Annotated in this window: 15 protein-coding genes (1 of these 15 running past the window's edge); 5 read left to right on the top strand and 10 right to left on the bottom strand. The window is 71.1% G+C overall.

Annotated elements, in window-relative coordinates; genetic code table 11:
* From DK412_RS04000 to DK412_RS03975, 6 genes are all read right to left on the bottom strand, one after another.
* Positions 1–80, bottom strand: the start of a protein-coding gene (locus DK412_RS04000) for an SMP-30/gluconolactonase/LRE family protein (RefSeq protein WP_109970893.1). It extends 838 nt beyond the left edge of the window; only the first 80 of its 918 coding nucleotides appear in the window; it begins with the start codon at positions 78–80; the stop codon falls past the left edge of the window.
* 31 nt (positions 81–111) lie between these two features.
* Positions 112–1,386 (bottom strand): MFS transporter, encoded by a 1,275-nt coding sequence (locus DK412_RS03995; RefSeq protein WP_109975047.1) that lies wholly within the window; start codon positions 1,384–1,386, stop codon positions 112–114.
* 98 nt (positions 1,387–1,484) lie between these two features.
* Positions 1,485–2,159 carry an RraA family protein gene (locus DK412_RS03990; protein WP_109970892.1) on the bottom strand — a complete coding sequence of 225 codons (675 nt, stop codon included), beginning with the start codon at positions 2,157–2,159 and terminating at the stop codon, positions 1,485–1,487.
* A 249-nt stretch (positions 2,160–2,408) separates the two neighbouring features.
* On the bottom strand, positions 2,409–3,323 hold the full coding sequence (locus DK412_RS03985; RefSeq protein WP_109970891.1) for a DUF1932 domain-containing protein: 915 nt from the start codon (positions 3,321–3,323) through the stop codon (positions 2,409–2,411).
* Positions 3,324–3,346: 23 nt separating this feature from the next.
* Positions 3,347–6,400 (bottom strand): FAD-binding and (Fe-S)-binding domain-containing protein, encoded by a 3,054-nt coding sequence (locus DK412_RS03980; RefSeq protein ID WP_109970890.1) that lies wholly within the window; start codon positions 6,398–6,400, stop codon positions 3,347–3,349.
* Positions 6,401–6,432: 32 nt separating this feature from the next.
* Positions 6,433–7,764, bottom strand: a complete 1,332-nt coding sequence (locus DK412_RS03975; protein ID WP_109975046.1) for an MFS transporter — start codon at positions 7,762–7,764, stop codon at positions 6,433–6,435.
* 193 nt (positions 7,765–7,957) lie between these two features.
* Between DK412_RS03975 and DK412_RS03970 the strand changes: the two genes are divergently transcribed.
* Positions 7,958–8,656, top strand: a complete 699-nt coding sequence (locus tag DK412_RS03970) for an IclR family transcriptional regulator (RefSeq protein ID WP_109970889.1) — start codon at positions 7,958–7,960, stop codon at positions 8,654–8,656.
* Positions 8,657–8,916: 260 nt separating this feature from the next.
* Positions 8,917–9,975: an HPP family protein gene (locus tag DK412_RS03965; RefSeq protein ID WP_245447416.1), complete on the top strand. Its 1,059-nt coding sequence runs from the start codon at positions 8,917–8,919 to the stop codon at positions 9,973–9,975.
* 169 nt (positions 9,976–10,144) lie between these two features.
* Here the strand turns inward: DK412_RS03965 and DK412_RS03960 are convergent, their stop codons facing one another.
* Positions 10,145–10,576: a group III truncated hemoglobin gene (locus DK412_RS03960; protein WP_109970887.1), complete on the bottom strand. Its 432-nt coding sequence runs from the start codon at positions 10,574–10,576 to the stop codon at positions 10,145–10,147.
* Between the two features lie 379 nt (positions 10,577–10,955).
* Here DK412_RS03960 and DK412_RS03955 point away from each other — a divergent pair, with 379 nt between their 5' ends.
* The 3 genes from DK412_RS03955 to DK412_RS03945 all read left to right on the top strand — a co-directional run bounded on the left by DK412_RS03955 (position 10,956) and on the right by DK412_RS03945 (position 14,837).
* On the top strand, positions 10,956–12,233 hold the full coding sequence (locus tag DK412_RS03955) for a selenium-binding protein SBP56-related protein (RefSeq protein WP_204165490.1): 1,278 nt from the start codon (positions 10,956–10,958) through the stop codon (positions 12,231–12,233).
* 119 nt (positions 12,234–12,352) lie between these two features.
* Entirely contained in the window at positions 12,353–12,928 is a 576-nt protein-coding gene (locus tag DK412_RS03950; protein ID WP_245447415.1) for an SCO family protein, read from the top strand.
* A 121-nt stretch (positions 12,929–13,049) separates the two neighbouring features.
* Complete coding sequence (locus DK412_RS03945; protein WP_109970885.1) at positions 13,050–14,837, top strand: adenylate/guanylate cyclase domain-containing protein; 1,788 nt, start codon at positions 13,050–13,052, stop codon at positions 14,835–14,837.
* Here the strand turns inward: DK412_RS03945 and DK412_RS03940 are convergent.
* The 3 genes from DK412_RS03940 to DK412_RS03930 form a co-directional block, all read right to left on the bottom strand.
* Positions 14,827–15,810 (bottom strand): ABC transporter substrate-binding protein, encoded by a 984-nt coding sequence (locus DK412_RS03940; protein WP_109970884.1) that lies wholly within the window; start codon positions 15,808–15,810, stop codon positions 14,827–14,829. The genes DK412_RS03945 and DK412_RS03940 overlap by 11 nt on opposite strands.
* Positions 15,811–15,970: 160 nt before the next feature.
* Complete coding sequence (locus DK412_RS03935; protein WP_109970883.1) at positions 15,971–16,165, bottom strand: hypothetical protein; 195 nt, start codon at positions 16,163–16,165, stop codon at positions 15,971–15,973.
* Positions 16,166–16,369: 204 nt separating this feature from the next.
* On the bottom strand, positions 16,370–16,771 hold the full coding sequence (locus DK412_RS03930) for an SWIB/MDM2 domain-containing protein (protein ID WP_099951498.1): 402 nt from the start codon (positions 16,769–16,771) through the stop codon (positions 16,370–16,372).
* Positions 16,772–16,901: the final 130 nt, after the last annotated feature.

Below are 16,901 nucleotides of genomic sequence, written 5' to 3'. Positions count from 1 at the left end.
GTGGGCTTAGGCTTGCGGTAGCGGTCCGGCAGGCGGGTGAAGATCTCGGCCGTCACGGCCGGCGGGGGAGCAAAGAACATCGCGGCTCTCGGGGGTTTCGTGGTCGGGAGGTCAGGCCGCCACGGCCTGCGCCCGCACCGCGCGGGCATGCGAGCGGCTGATCGCCAGCACGCTCAGCGCCGCGGCGACGTCGAGGAGCGCGACGGGCAAAAGGCCGAGGGCGAAGCTGCCGGTCGCGGTCTTCACCAGGCCGACGATGTTCACCATCAGGCCGCCGCCGATCAGGTTGGCGATGGCGTTGATGCCGGCGAGGCCCGCTGCCAGGGTGCCGGCCGAGAGCCACCCGGCCGAGAGCGCCCAGAACGGACCCTTGAAGGCGTAGGCGCCGACGAGCGCGAACGAGACCGCCACGATCGTCATCGTGAGGCCGCCGGCGAGGTTGAGGGCGGCGAGCCCGATCCCGGCGAGCAACAGCGGGATCGCAGTGTGCCAGGTGCGCTCGGCGCGGCGGTCCGAATGGCGGCCCCACAGGATCATCAGCACCGTGGCGACGCCGTAGGGCACCGAGTTGACGAAGCCGGTCTGGAGGTTCGTGAGCCCGAACGACTTGATGATCTGCGGCTGCCACACCGAGAGCGTGCTGCCGGTGGCGGAGGCGCCTGCGCAGACCAGCGCCATGGTGAGGAAGTACTTGTTGCGCGCCAGGCCCCAGAGCGAGATGTGGCCGACCGGCGTCTTGCCCGCGGCTTCCGTCGCGAGGCGGGACACCAGCCAGTCGCGCTCCGCGGGCTTCAGCCAGGTCGCGTCCTTCGGCTTGTCGGTGAGCACGAACAGGCAGGCGATGCCGAGCAGCACGGTCGGCAGGCCCTCCAGCACGAACAGCCACTGCCAGCCCCGCAGGCCGAGGAGGCCGTCGAACTCGAGCAGCGTGACCGAGAGCGGCGAGCCCAGGAAGGTCGCCAGCGGAATCGAGACCGTGAAGGTGGCGAGCACCCGGGCCCGGTAGCGGCTCGGCAGCCAGTAGGTCAGGTAGAGGATCGCTCCCGGGAAGAACCCGGCCTCGGCCGCGCCGAGGACGAAGCGCATCGCGTAGAGCGAGTAAGGCCCGACGACGAGTGCCATGCCCATCGTCACCAGGCCCCAGGTGATCATGATCCGGGCGATCCAGCGCCGGGCGCCGATGCGCTGCAGTGCCAGGTTGCTCGGCACCTCGACGAGGAAGTACGAGACGAAGAACAGGCTCGCGGCGAAGCCGAACATCGCCGGCGTCAGCCCGAGATCGTGGTTCATCTGCAGGGCGGCGAAGCCCACATTCACCCGGTCGAGCAGGGCGAAGAAGTAGCAGACCATCAGGAACGGCACGAGCCGGAGGATCACCCGGCGCATGGTCGTCGCCTCGAGGGCCTGATTGTCGTCCGTGGTGGCGCTCACGTCCCGTCCTCCGACCTGTCGAATTTCGCCGTCTGTCGATTGTTGCTCGCCGGTCAGAGGCCTTCGCAGCCGGCCTTCTCGAGCTCGCGCTCGACCCAGGACCGGTCGACGGTTCCGGCCTTGATCGCCGCCATGGTCTTGGCCTCGCCCTGCTGCTTCTTGTCGGCCGCGGCGAAGATCGTTTCCGTGTGGTCGTACGGCACGCAGACGAAGCCATCCTCGTCCCCGACGATCAGGTCGCCGGGCTCGATCACCATCCCGTCGATGGCGATCGCGCAGTTCACCTCGCCGGGACCGCTCTTGTAGGGCCCGCGATGGGTCACGCCGGCGGCGTAGACCGGCAGAGAGTTCGCCTTGATCCAACCGAAGTCGCGGACGGCGCCGTTGACGATCACGCCCGCGCAGCCGACCTGCTGGGCATGCGAGAGCATGAGCTCGCCGAGAATCGCGTTGGTCAGGTCGCCGCCCGCGTCGACGACGATGACGTCGCCCGGCTTCACGCGGTTGAGGGCGGCATGGACCATGAGGTTGTCGCCGGGGCGCGACTTGACGGTCAGTGCGACGCCGCAGAGCACGCCGCCGGCATGCATCGGCCGAAGCCGCGGCCCGCCATGCGTCATGCGCAGCATCGAGTCGCTGATGTTGGCGACCGCGATCGCCTTGAACTTCTCGACGGTGGCGGCGTCGACGGTGCGGGTGCGGGGATGGATCTTGAAACCGATGGACATGGGGGTGCTTTCCGGGGTTGCAGGCTGTGCGATAGGCTCGACGATCCTGCTACCCGCCCAGTCATTCCGGGGCCGCGAAGCGGAGCCCGGAATCCAGATACTCAGGCGGGACAGGATGAGGTGGAACGCTGTCCGCTTTATTTTGAAGAACTCGGCGTTTCTGGATTCCGGGCTCCGCTGCGCGGCCCCGGAATGACGATGGAGAGTGTGAACTCTGCCGGTGGAGAACTGGCTCTGATCAGCAATGGATCAGGATTGCTTCTTGGTCTGCAACCCCGCCTTCTCGGCCATCGCCTCCAGCGCCTCCTGGTAGGTGCCGGGCACGATGCCGCCGAAATGGTCCTTGAGGCCGAGGCTCGCCTTCCAGCGCAGGCGCTGGGCGATGGCGCGGGCCATGATCGGCTCGACGCCCGAATCGGCCACCGCCTCGGCCGACATCTCCAGCTCCTCGGCCCGGCGCTTGGCATGGATCACGCCCGATGGGGTGAGGCTCTTCACCGTGTCCATCCAGGGGCGATTCAGGGTCTTCGAGGCGGAGGCGAGCACGATCTCGTCGATGCCGTACTGGCGCGCGGCGAGCAGCATCTCATCGTGCAGGGCCTCGATGCCCTTGATCAGGACCGAGCGCAGGATCTTGATGCCCGATGCCGTGCCGAGGGTCGGGCCGGTGAACTCGATCTGCATGCCCCAGGGCACCAGGAGGTCGCGCACCCGCTCGCCGGCGGGCCCGCTCGACAGCATCCGCATGGAATAGCCGTGCAGCGGCGTGCCCTCGATCGAGCCGTCGCCGAGGAGCGCGCCGGTGGCGGACAGTCGCTCGGCGACGGCCTGCTTCACCTTCGGGGTGGCGGAGGCGAAGTCGAGGAAGGTGTGGCGGTTCGTCAGCACCGGGACGAAAGCCTCGGCGCTCTCGACCGAGGCGACGCCGGGGGTCACGCTGACGATCAGGTCGGCGGCCTCGGCGAGCTCGGCGTTCGAGCGCACCAGGGTGACGCCGGCCTCCCGCGCCCGGCCCTGGATCAGGGCGGCATAGGGTCCGTCGAAGGCGTACTTGTCGTAGCAGGCGATGCTCTCGAGGCCGGCGCCGCGAAGGCCGGCCCCGAGGGTGCTGCCGATCTCGCCGTAGCCGACGAGGCCGAACCTGAATTGCGTGCGCTCCGTCATGATGGGCTCCTGTGATGTCGAGTTCAGCGCGCCGCCTCGACGAGGCGGGGCGCGGGATTTCTCGTCGCGAGGTGATCGCGCAGGATCTCGACCGGGTGCGGCAGCCGCACGCCGTCGATGATCTTGGCCTGCGAGCGGCAGGAATAGCCGTCGGCGAGGAGGCGGCCGGTCCGGCCCTTCTCGGCCACGGGCTTGGCCCAGCTGAGGCCGTAGATGCGCTCGGAGGTCGCCCGGTTCTCGGCCTCGTGGCCGTAGGTGCCGGCCATGCCGCAGCAGCCGGAGGGCAGAATGCCGAGGCGTAGGCCCAGCGCCCGGAAGACGCTCGCCCATTCCGCCACGGCGGCTTGCGCCGTCGCCCGCTCGGTGCAGTGCGGCAGGAGCCAGTAGGGTTCGCCGGCTGGCTCGGGCGTGCCGCCGTCGAGGCGCGCGGCGAGCCATTCCTGGACGAGGCGGACCTGCGGCAGGTCGCGCCCCGGCAGGGCCTGCCGGTACTCCGAGCGGTAGGTCAGGGTCATCGACGGGTCGAGGCCGATCAGCGCGATGCCGGTCGCGGCGATCGCGTCGAGATCGGCGGCGTTCGCGGCCGCCAGCCGCTCGAACCGCCCGAGGAAGCCGTGGACGTGCAGCGGCTTGCCGTTCGGGCGGTAGGGCGCGAGCCAGGGTCGGATGCCGAGTCCGATCAGGAGATCGAGCAGGGCCAGCAGGACCGGCGTGTCGTAGTGGCTGGTGAAGGCGTCCTGCACCACGACGACGCTCGCCAGCCGCTCCGCGGGGGTGAGTTGCGCCAGCGCGCCCGGATCGGCCAGGGCGACGCCGCGGCGCGCCATCTCCGTCTTGAGATCGATGCCCGACAGGGTTGGGGCGTGGACGAGCCCGACCGCCCTCCCCGCCCCGAGCCGCGTCGCGGCATTGACGAGACGCGGCGCCCGGGCGAGCCAGGGGGCCAGCGGCTCCAGGGCCGCGACCGCGTGATGGCGTAGGGGCCGCAGGTAGCGGCCGTGATAGAGTTCGAGGAACTTCGCCCGGAAGGTCGGGACGTCGACCTTGATCGGGCACAAGCCCGTGCACGACTTGCAGGCGAGGCATCCGGCCATCGCCTCGTGCACCTCGTGTGAGAAATCGTCGTCCCGCCGGCTCAAGGTCGCGACGAGGCGGGCCGTGAAGCTGCGCCAGCCAGCCTGCACGCGCGAGGCCCGGGCCTCCGCCGGCGGGTCGAAGCCCTGCTCGGCAAGGCGGCGCAGCCACTCGCGCATCAGCTGGGCGCGGCCCTTGGGCGAGTGCCGGCGCTCCCGCGTCCCCTTCCAGGACGGGCACATCGCCTCGTCCGGATCGTACGAGAAGCAGGCGCCGTTGCCGTTGCAATGCAGCGCCTCGTCGTAGGCGGCCCGCGACGCGGGGGGAATCGCCCGGTCGTGGCCGCCCTTGGTCGGCACGCCGTCGATGGTGAGGAGCGCGCCGGCCGCGGGGGCCGCGATCTTGCCCGGGTTGAACTGGTTCCTCGGGTCGAAGGCGGCCTTCACCGCTTGGAGCACCGGGTAGAGCGGGCCGAACACCTTTGGCGAGAACTCGGAGCGCACGCCCTTGCCGTGCTCGCCCCACAGGAGCCCGCCGTATTTCTGCGTCAGCGCGACGACGTCCTCGGTGACCGCGCGCACCAGGGTCTCGGCGCCGGGCGCCTTCATGTCGATGGCCGGGCGCACGTGCAGCACGCCGGCATCGACGTGGCCGAACATGCCGTAGTCGAGGCCGCGCCGGTCGAGGGCGCCGCGGAATTCGGCGATGAAGTCGGCGAGATGCTCCGGCGGGACCGCGGTGTCCTCCACGAAGGCGATCGGGCGCGCCTCGCCCTTGCGGTTGCCGAGGAGGCCGACGGCCTTCTTGCGCATGGTCCAGAGGCGGCCGACCTCGGCCTCGCCCCGCGCGATCGTGTAGCCGCGCCGTCCGGCCTCGGCTCCGGCAGCGTCGAGGATCGCGGTGAGGCGGGCGACCGCCGCCTCGACCGCGGCCTCGCTGTCGCCGACGAACTCGACGAGGTTGACGCCGCGGGCCCGCTCGCCCGCATCCTCGGGGAAGTAGGCCGCGACGCCGTCCCAAACCGGATCGCCCTGCGCCAGCGCCAGCACCGTCGAATCGACCGTCTCGATCGAGGCCGCCCCGCTCCCCGCCAGCGCCCGCGCGTCGCGGAGCGCCGCGTCGAAGCCGGCATAGCGCAGGACGACCAGGGCCATGTGGCTCGGCAACGGCAGGACGTTCAGGGTCGCTTCGGCGATGAGGCCCAGCGTGCCTTCCGAGCCGCACAGCACCGCATTGAGGTCGAACCGCCCGTCGGCGCGTCGAATATGGGCGAGGTCGTAGCCGGTGAGGCAGCGGTTGAGCGGGGGAAACCGCTCGGCGATGAGCGCCGCGTTCTCGCGCTGGAGCCGGTCGACCTCCCGGTGGATCGCGCCGGCCCGGTCGGGCCGCGCCTTGGCGGCGGCGAGGCCGGCCTCGTCGAGGGGCTCGGAGTGCCAGACCGTGCCGTCGGAGAGGATCGTGGTCAGCGCCAGGACGTGGTCGCGGGTCTTGCCGTAGAGGCAGGAGCCCTGGCCGCTCGCGTCGGTCGAGATCATGCCGCCGATCGTGGCGCGGTTCGAGGTCGAGAGCTCGGGGGCGAAGAACAGCCCGTGGGGTTTGAGGGCGGCGTTGAGCTGGTCCTTGACGACCCCGGCCTCGACCCGGACCGTGCGGGCGACCGGATCGATCGCCAGGATGCGGTTCATGTGCCGCGAACAATCGACCACGAGCCCGTCGGTGAGGGACTGGCCGTTGGTGCCGGTGCCGCCGCCGCGGGGCGCGATCCGGATCTCCGCGAAGCGGTCCTCCGCCAGGAGCTTGGCGATCCGCACGAGGTCGTCGCGCTCGCGCGGAAAGGCGATGGCTCGCGGCGTGAGCTGGTAGATCGAGTTGTCGGTCGCCAGCACGGTGCGGTCGGCCTGCGTCAGCGACAGGTCGCCGGCAAAGCCCCGCGCCCGCAGCTCGGCGCAGAAGGCCGCGTGGAGCGACGCCGTCTCGGGCACGAGGGGAAGGCGCGGGATCATGCGGGCGGGCTCTCGGCTTCAGGGTCCCGGCGTCAGGCCGGGATCGCGGCGGGCAGGTCGGCGCGGCGGGCGCGCCGGCCGAAGGCGAGCATCAGGGCGGCGCCGGCGAGCAGGCAGAGGCCGACCGCCACCAGCGGCGCGGTGAACCCGCCCGAGAGGTCGCGCACCAGGCCGATCATGTACGGTCCGGCGAAGCCCCCGAGATTGCCGATCGAGACGATCATGGCGATTCCACCGGCGGCGGCCCGGCCGGTGAGGAAGCTAGAGGGCACCGCCCAGAAGGTGGCGACGAAGGAGTTGATGCCCATCACCGCCACGCAGAGCGCCGCGATGGTGAGGACCGGCGACGGCGTGAAGGCGCTGGCGATCAGCGCCGCGGATCCGACGAGGAGCGAGATCGCCGGATAGATCGTCCGGTCGCTGCCGCGGTCGGACATCCGGCCCCACACCACCATGGCGACCGCGCCGCAGAGATAGGGGATCGCCGTCACCACCCCGACGAGGGAGGTGGCGAGCCCCAGCTGCTTGATGATCTGCGGCAGCCACAGGCCGATGCCGAGCGAGCCGACGATGGCGCAGAAATTGATGCTGGCGAGCATCAGGACGCGCCAGTTCCGCAGCGCCTGGGCGAGCGTCATCTTGTGCTTCTGCTCGATCGCCGCCTTCTCGGCCGCGAGCTTCGCCACGAGGGCGTCGCGCTCAGGCACCGTCAGCCAGGCCGCCTTCTCGGGCCGATCGGTCAGGACGAACAGGCAGGCGACCCCGAGGGCCACCGCCGGCAGCGCCTCGAGAATCAGGAGCCACTGCCAGCCCTTGAGACCGAAACCCTCGACCTGGATCAGCGCGCCCGAGATCGGCGAGCCGAGGATGTTGGCGACCGGGATGCCGAGCAGGAACAGGGCCGTCGCCCGCGCCCGCACGGCCGAGGGGAACCACAGGCTCAGGTACAGGAACACGCCGGGCACGAAACCGGCCTCGCCGAGCCCTAGGAGGAAGCGGGCGATGCCGAACTGGACCGGACCGGTGACGAAGGCGGTCGCCGCCGAGACCAGGCCCCAGGTGATCATGATCCGGGCGATCCAGATCCGGGCGCCGACGCGCATCATGATCAGGTTGCTGGGGATCTCGGCGATGAAGTAGCCGAAGAAGAACAGCCCGGCGCCGACGCCGAACGCGGTCGCCGAGAGCCCGATGTCCTTGTTCATCGTCAGCGCGGCGAAGCCGACATTCACGCGGTCGAGGTAGCTGACCACGTAACAGACGAACAGGAACGGCAGGATGCGCCACATCATCTTGCGATGCAGCGCGTGCTCGTCAACCGCACCGGGTGGCGTGAATGCCGGCTGTGCCGGTCCTGCCCGCATCATGGCGTTCTCTCCCTGCGTTTTTGCAACGGCGTTTCATTTTACCTAGCCGCGTCGTCTGGAGGGGTCAAGCGCGGGCTGCCTTGCGCGAATGTCGCAGGGCCCGAGACCGGCTTGCCGGCCGTTTGGCGGCGGCGCAGAGCGCCGCTAAGGGAGGCGTCCGCACCCCCGAAACGTGAGTGAGCGTGAGACGATGCCGAAAGAGGCCCGACCGAGACCCAAGCTCGAAGGCGTCGCCTCGGCGGAGCGGGTGCTGGCCGTCCTGACCGCGTTCCAGCGCGGCGACGACGCGCTCGAGCTGACGGAACTCGCCCGGCGCACGGAGCTCGTGAAGAGCACCATCATGCGGCTGTGCATCTCGCTCGAGAAGTTCGGCCTGATCGAGCGGCTGGACGACGGGCGCTACCGTCTCGGGGTGGAGGCGGCGCGGATCGGCTCGGTCTACCAGCAATCCTTCGCGCTGGAGGAGCGGGTGGTTCCGGTGCTGGAGCGGCTCGCGGCCGAATCCCTGGAGACGGCGTCGTTCTACATCCGCCGCGGGAACCAGCGGCTGTGCCTGTTCCGGGCCGATTCGCCCTACCCTTTGCGCATGAACGTGCGGCCGGGTGACATGCGGCCGATGGACCAGTCGGCGATCGCCCAGGTGCTGGCGGCCTTCGGCGAGCGGACGCCGCAGGACAAGCCCGAATTGCCGCTCTACAGCTCGGGCGTCACCGACCCGCACGTCGCCTCCCTGGCGATGCCGGTCTTCGGCGCCGGCGGCCGGCTGATCGGCGCCATGGCGCTGACGGGCCCGTCCTCGCGCCTCACCGCCGAGCGGGCCGGCACCCTCGCGCCGCGCCTGCGCGAGGAGGCCGAACGCCTGTCGTCCGAGCTGGGGGCGCAGACGTGACGGAGCGAGCGGTCGCGCCATCGCATGCCGTCGTGACGGGCATGGTGCCTTCAATCTTTGCAAGCTGAAGCGTAGCTCGTAGAGGTGCGCCGATCGGCGCGCGGAGACCGGCGCCGTCACGCTCCGCCTTGTCGAGGAATCCGGCCGGTATGAGGGGATTGTCGCGCCTGTCCGGGATCGTCGGGCCGTTGCGCCTCGGATCCGTGCGCTCCTGGGTCCGCCGCTGGGGGAGCCGGCTGATCAGGCCCGTGCTCCCGCCGATGCTTCCCGGTGCGACCCTGCGCGATCGCCTCGTCGCCTGCCTTGGTGCCCTGATCGGCATCGCGCTCACCGGGCTGATCAGCGGCTGGATGGTCGGCCAGGGGCCGCACATCCCGACGATCGTCGCGCCGATGGGCGCGAGCGCGGTGCTGCTCTTCGCTGTGCCCGCGAGCCCCCTGGCACAGCCCTGGTCGATCATCGGCGGAAACACGCTCTCGGCGCTCATCGGGGTGACCGCCGCGCATTTCATTCCCGACCCGGTGGCGGCGATCGGCGTCGGGGTGTCGGTCGCCATCGCCGTCATGTCGCTCACCCGCTGCCTTCACCCGCCCGGCGGCGCCGCGGCGCTGACCGCGCTGATCGGCGGTCCGGCGGTCACCTCGTCCGGGTTCCTGTTCCCGTTCGTCCCGGTCGGCCTCAACTCGCTCATCCTGGTGGGGCTCGGCATCGTCTTCCACCGGCTGGCCCGGCGCCAGTACCCCCACGTCCCGGCCTCCATCCCGGTCAACCCGCACGCCACCGCCGACCTGCCCGCCCCGATGCGCGTCGGATTCCACGCCGAGGACATCGACGCGGCCCTGCTCGCGCTCGACGAAACCCTCGACATCGACCGCACCGACCTCGACCGGCTGCTGCGCGAGGTCGAACACAAGGCGCTCGTGCGCTCGCACGGAACGCTGATCTGCGCCGAGGTGATGTCGCGCGACGTCATCACCGTCGCAGTGGACGCGCCGGTCGCGCGGGCAGTCGAACTGCTGTTCAGGCACGATGTCCGCATCCTGCCGGTCGTGGACGAGGCCGGCCGCCTCCTCGGCACCGTCGGCCTGCGCGAGCTGACCCGCGGGCCTGCGGGCGACATCGCGCAGGCGATGTCCGCGGCCCGGATCACGGGGCCGGACGAGCCGGCGGTGGCGCTGGTGCCGGCGCTGACGGACGGCCGCACCCACGCCGTCGTGGTGACCGCGCCGGACCGCACGGTTCTGGGGATCGTGACCCAGACCGACATGCTGGCGACCCTGGCCCGTGCCGCCACCGCGCGAGTCCTGCTGCCGTCGTGAGCCCGGTGGTGCGGTGAGCCGCGAAACGCGCCAGGTCCCTCGTTGGGCCCGATTGTTGCAAGCACGATCCCTGCTGCGCACGCTCCGTCCGCAGGGATGACGCCGATGCCGAACACGCCCCTGGCCCTCCATCTCCTGCACGCCGCCCTCATGGCGGCGAGCATGATGCTCACCTGGCAGGTGCACCGGTGGCAGACGGTCCGGAGCCGGAAGCGGGCGCTCCCGCGATCTCGGGACGGAAGAACAGGCCGGCCTTGAGGCTGTCGCCGATCCGCTCGGCCCGGTCCTGCAAGGCGGCGGCGTCCTCCGGCGTGAAATGCGCCACCGCCGTCTCCCGGAAGAGGTCGAGCCAGCGCGCGAAATGCTCCGGGCGCAGGACGCCGAGGGCCTGGTGCCGGCCGAACGGGTTGCCCTTGTAGCGGCCGGTCCTGAACAGCACCGACGACCAGAACGCCTCGATCGTCGCCATGTGCCGCGGCCAATCGGCGTCGGGGACCGCGGCCGCGAAGACCGGGCCGAGGAGCGGGTCGTCGCGGACGCGGCCGTAGAAGGCCGCCAGGAAGGGGGCGAGGCTTTCGTCGTTCAGGGCCGTCGGTGTCATGCCCGTCAGATGCCCACCGGCGAGGGAGGCCGCAAGGGACGCGGCCCGGACGATGCGGCCGGCACGACCGTATCGGTTCCGACGCCCGGAACATCGACAGGACCGCCGAAACTCGGGCGAAAGCTTGGCTGCAATGCTTCGACCGAGCAACGATCGATCTGTTCGGGCACGGTGGATTTGTATTGATACAATCCATTGACAGACAGGCATAACCGGCAAAACATGGATGCAATCGGTATCGCGGCGGTATCATGCCCTGCTCCAGAGTGCTTTTAACAGTAAAGCACATCCGGCGGATACGGGGCGGCATCGGTCGTGCGCGCGACAGGAGGTGTCCATGCGGGAAGGCCGTGCAATCCCATGCCGCGGGATCGCCGCGATGCTGTGTGCCGCCTCGTCCCTGCTGGCCACGTCGTCGGTGCGCGCAGACGAGACCTGCCAGTCGCCCTACATGGCGAAGATCACCGGCATCGAGGATTTCGTCTATGTCTGGACCCTCGGGGTCGAGGGGCTGGGTGACGGCTCGGACAAGCTCGTCACGGTCGATGCCCGCGAATCCTCCCCCACTTTCGGCAAGCCGATCCACGCCGCCCCGGTCGGCGGCCGGCACGAGGCGCATCACGGCGGGTTCACCGACGACCGGCGCCAGTTCTGGGCCGCCGGCCTGTCGGACAGCCGGATCTTCATCTTCGACGTCGCGAGCGACCCGGCCGAGCCCCGTCTCGTCAAGGTGATCGACGACTTCGTCGAGAAGAGCGGCGGCGCGGCCGGCCCGCACGGCGCCTACGCGCTGCCCGGCCGCATGCTGATCCCGAGCCTGTCGAACCGCGACGGCACCGGCCGGGCGGCTTTGGTCGAGTATTCGAACGAGGGCGAGTACGTCGCGACGCACTGGCTGCCGACCGATGCCGCACCGAACGGCGCCCGGATCGAGGCCGGGGCGGACGGGTACGGCTACGACGCCCGCGTGCTGCCGCGCCGCAACGTGATGCTGACCTCGTCCTTCACCGGGCTCGACAACTACATGCGTCCCCTCGGCGAGCTGATGAAGGATGCCGAGGCGATGAAGCGCTTCGGCCAGACGATGGTGCTGTGGGACTTCCACGCCAGGACGCCCCGCACCGTGCTCAGCGTACCCGGGGTGCCGCTCGAGATCCGCTGGGCCTGGGGGCCGCGGCACACCTACGCCTTCACCTCGACCGCGCTGACCGCGAAGCTCTGGCTGGTGCGCGAGGACGAGCGAGGTGCCTGGAGCGCCAAGCCGGTAGCCGAGATCGGCGACCCCGCGAAGCTTCCGGTGCCCGTCGACATCAGCCTCTCGGCCGATGACCGCACGCTCTTCGTCGACACCTTCATGGACGGCACCACCCGGGTCTTCGACGTCTCCGATCCCGACCGGCCACGGCAGATCTACGAGAAGAAGATCGGTGCGCAGCTCAACATGGTCTCGCAGAGCTGGGACGGCAAACGGATCTACTATACCAGCTCGTTGCTCGCGAACTGGGACAAGACCGGGGCGGAGAACGAGCAGTTCCTCAAGGCCTATACCTGGAACGGGAAGGAATTGGCGGCACGCTTCGCGATCGACTTCACCGCCGAGCGGCTCGGGCGGCCGCACATGATGGCGTTCGGCTCCGCCTCGCTCTACGGGCCGTGACGGCGATGCGACGCCCCTCGCTTCCCCGCCTCGCGGCGCTCGTCCTCGGCGCTGCCTTCGCCCTCCTTCATGGCGCCCGCGCGCATGAGGGGCACGCGCCGCGCCCTGCGGCAGCATCCGTGTTTCCGATTCCGGCGCCGGGGAGCTACCGCCTGCCGCCGATCAAGCCCGCATCCGGCGGCACCGTCCTCGACGAGGCCGGCGTGCGCCGGGATCTCCTGGAAGAGCCCCGCGGCATCACCGTCCTGGCGCTGATCTACACGCGCTGCGGCGACGTCTGCCCGCTCGCCAGCGCCGACATGGCCCGGCTGCAGGATCTCGCCGCGACGGATCCGGGGTTGGCGCGTCGGATGCGCCTCGTCACCCTGAGCTTCGACCCCGAGCACGACACGCCGGGAGTGATGCGCAGCTTCGCCGCCGCGTGGCGCTCCGCCGATCCGGCCGCGCCCGCCTGGGCCTTCCTGACCGCGCCCGACCGGGCCGCGCTGGCACCGATCCTCACCGCTTACGGGCAGCGCGTCGATGCCAAGGCCGACGGCGGGCTGAACCACGTCTTCCGCGCCTTCCTGATCGATCGCAGGGGCTCGGTCCGCAACATCTACAGCCTCGACTTCTTCGAGCCGGCGCTCGTCCTCACCGACATCCGCACGCTGCTCCTCGAGGAGTCCGGTGCCGGAGGTGCGCAAGCTCGCTAGAGCATTTTCCGACGAAGTGGATACCGGTTCGTCGAAGAAAATGCGGCAAGGCAGAGACTTAGAGAGCTTCGCGATTGCAGCGCGATCGTGAGGCGCTCTAGCGGGGCGGGAGGCGCCAACGATGGTCAGGCCCGCGCTCGATCCGCGCCGGTCGCTCTTCGCGAAGTACTGCGTCGTGCTGTTCTCCGCGGTGGCGCTGCCGCTGTTCGCCAATGGCGGGCTGGAGGAGTGGTTCGGCACCCGCGACCGGCGCGACCAGCTCCACGCGCTCCTCGGCCTGGAGGCGCGGGACGCGGCCTTCCGCATCCAGGGCTTCATCGACACCATCCGCGGACAGCTCGGCTGGATGGTGCAGCTGCCCTGGACGTCGACCGCGGAGGAGTCGCAGCGCCTCGACGCCCTGCGCCTGCTGCGGCAGGTGCCGGCGATCGCGCAGCTCACCCTCGTCGACGGGGAGGGCCGCGAGCGGCTGCAGGTCTCCCGCGTCAGCCTCAACCGCACCGGCAGCGGCGCCGACCGCTCGGGCGATCCGGCGGTGGCCGGTGCCCGGAAAGCCCCGGCCGGTGCTGCCCGGGCCTGGTACGGGCCGGTCACCTATCATCGCGGCTCCGAGCCGTTCATGACCGTCGCGGTCGCGGGCACCAGCGCCTCGGTCGGGGTGGCGGTGGCGGAGATCAACCTCAAGCTGATCCGGGAGGTGATCTCCGGGATCCGCATCGGCGAGACGGGCCGAGCCTTCGTGCTCGATGGTCCGGGCCGGCTCGTCGCCCATCCGGATCTCAGCCTCGTGCTGCGCGGTGCCGACGATCCGGCGGCGCGCGCGCTCGCGGCCTTGCGCGCCGAGGCGCGGGCGGCCGGCGGCACCGCCACGGGCCGCGACAGCCTCGGCCGCCGCGTGGTCGCCGCGGCCGCGACGGTCCCGGGCGTCGACTGGACGGTGGTGGTGATGCAGCCCCTGGCGGAGGCGGCCGCGCCGCTCGTCCGCGCTCTCCTGCGCACCGGCGCGCTGATCCTGCTCGGCCTCCTGTTCGCCGCCGCCCTCGCCTACGGGCTGGCGCGTCGCATGACCGGCCCGATCCGCCTGCTCGAAGAGGGCACGCAGCGGATCGGCGCCGGGGATTTCGGGCACCGCATCGCCGTCGCCTCGGCGGACGAGCTCGGCCGGCTCGCCGCCCGGTTCAACGCGATGGCGCGCGATCTGGCGCTGTCGCAGGAGCGCCAGGAGCGCATCGGGCGCCTGCGGCGCTTCCTCGCCCCGCAGGTCGCCGAACTCGTCGATCGCTGCGGCGACGACGGCGTGCTCGACGGGCGCCGCGTCGAGGTGGCGGTGGTGTTCGGCGACCTGCGCGGCTTCACCGCCTTCTCGGCCGCCGCCGCGCCCGAGACGGTGATCGAGGTCCTGGGCGAGTATTTCGCAGCCCTCGGCGGCGCGATCACGGCGCATGGCGCGACCCTCGTGACCTTCACCGGCGACGGCCTGATGGCGCTCGTCAACGCGCCGGTGCCGGTGGCCGACCCAGGGCCCACGGCCATCCGGCTCGCCGTCGACATGCAGGCGGTGGTCCGGCCGCTCGCGGCGGCGTGGGACGCGCGGGGCTTTCGCCTCGGCTTCGGCGTCGGCGCCGCGATGGGGCCGGCGACCGTCGGGCGGATCGGTTGCGAGGGCCGCTCCGACTACACGGCGATCGGCCCGGTGGTGAACCTCGCCGCCCGCCTCTGCGCCGCGGCGGCGGACGCGCAGGTCCTGGTCGACGCGACCCTGGCCGAGGCCGCGCCCGGACGTTGCGCCGTCACGCCCCTCGGCACGCTGCCGCTGAAAGGATGGACGCGGGAGGTGCCGGTCTTCGGCGTCACTTGCGCGTCGCCGTCCGCGTCCGGACGGGAGCTCGCCGCCCCGCTCACTCGATGACCGTGTCGGCGCCGACGAGGAGCGAGGTCGGAACGGTCAGCCCGAGGGCGGCGGCGGCCGCGAGGTTCACGAACAGCTCGACCTTCGTGACGAGCTGCACCGGCAGGTCGGCGGGCCGCTCGCCCTTGAGGATCCGGCCGGTATAGAGGCCGGCCAGCCGATGGGTCTGGGTGAAGTCGCCGCCGTAGCTCATCAGGCCGCCGGCCAGCGGAAAATCCCGCGTCTGCGTCACCGCCGGCAGAGCGTGGCGGCGCGCGAGGTCGGCGAGCAGCCGGCTGCGCAGGGCGAAGTAGGGGTCGGAGGTGAAGACGAGCCCCCCGGGCCGCAGGGCCGCCGCCTCCGCGAAGACCGACGCGAAATCCTCCTCGCCTCGGACCGGGGAGATCCGCAATTGCACGCCGAGCGTCCCGGCGGCCTCGTGCAGGGCGCGCAGCTGCGACGGCGCGGTCGGGCTCGTCGGGTTGAACGCCACCGCGAAGGACCGGGCGCCCGGCACGGCCTCGTGCAGGTATTCCAGACGCTTGCCCGAGACCTCCACGCTCAGGCTCGACACGCCCGTGAGGTTGCCGCGCGGGCGCGCGAGATCCTGCACGACGCCGAGCGCGACCGGGTCGCCGCCCATCTCGAACACGATCGGGATCGTCGCGGTGACGCCCTTGGCGGCGAGCGCGACGGGCGCCCCACCGGGCGCCGCCAGCACCGCGACCCGGCGCGCGACCAGCTCCCGCGCGAGGTCCGGCAGCCGCTCGTAGCGCCCCTCGGCCCAGCGGAAGTCGATCCCGACGTCGCGCCCCTCGATGACTCCCGCCTCGGCGAGCCCCTCGCGGAAGGCGGCGAGCCGGCTGGCGAAGGGCCCGGGCGATTCGGGGCCGAGATAGCCGACGACCGGCAGCGCCGGATCGGCCTGCGCCCGCGCCGCACGCGGGAAAGCGAGTAGGCCCCCGAGGCCGGCCAGAACGGTGCGCCGCCTCATCGGCGAGGCGGAGCGGAGTTCCCCGGGGTGTCGGTGCAACGTCGTCATCCCAGGCCATCCGAGACGCATCGGGACGCCGGCATGATAGGAAAAATACGGTCGGCGCTGAAGTCGTCGATGCGGGCCTCGTCCCGCGCGACGTGGCGCGTCTATCCGTCGATCACGGTTCGGACCGCAGCACCGCGCAGTCCCGCCGGCCGCTCGCCAGGCAATCCTCGCGGGCCGACTCGCGCCGCAGCGCATCGGCGAGCCACACTCCGCCGACGACCAGGACGATCAGGAACAGGATGGCGGCGAGCGCCCGCCGCCGGCCGGCTGCGCCGGGATCGCGGTCGGGGTCCTGGGATCGCGGCATTCCTGGGATACGGGCGTTCTCGGAGCATCCGGCCGGGCGCCAGGGCCCCGGGGTCGCGCGAGACCGTCGCGCACGGGTGCGGGTTTGCGGCCCGCCCGCCTTCGGTCGCGCGGATCGGTTTCGTGGCCCCCGCCTCTCCCGCTCCGCGGAGGGGAACGGATGGCCGCATCGCGCGACCATCCGGACGGGAGGAGGCCGATCGCCCTACTTCAGGTGCTGGGCGAGGTACTTGTTCATCTCGAACATCGTCGCCTTGTCCTTGCCGAAGACCTTCTTCAGCTTGTCGTCGGCGAGGATCTCGCGCTTGTTCTCGGGGTTTTGGAGCGAGTGCTTGCGGATGTAATCCCACACCTTGCTCACCACCTCGCCGCGCGGGATCGGGCTGTCGCCGACGATGGCGGCGAGCTCGGGCGTCGGCTGCAGCGGCTTCTGCAGGGCGTTCGGCTTGTCGCCGGATTTCGGAGCGGCGACCTTCTTGCCCTTGCCCTCATCCTTGGCGTCGTCCTTGGCCTCCTTGGCCGCCGCCTTCGGGGCGGCCTTGGCCTTCGGGGCGGCGGCTTCGGGCTCGGCCTTCGTCTCAGCCTTCTTGGTGGTCTTGATCGCCATCGGTCTCCTCCGGTCTGCAACCCGTCTCCCAGGGTCGAACAGTGGACATGCCTGGGCACATAGCGTCAACAACTAAGCCGTGCGCGGCGCGTTCCAAGAGGAAATCGCCGTCGGACCGACGTCATCCACA

Source organism: Methylobacterium sp. 17Sr1-1, from assembly GCF_003173775.1.
Lineage (GTDB): Bacteria > Pseudomonadota > Alphaproteobacteria > Rhizobiales > Beijerinckiaceae > Methylobacterium.
The sequence above is the reverse complement of the archived record's forward strand: the minus strand, read 5'-3'. Positions and strand labels throughout refer to the sequence as shown.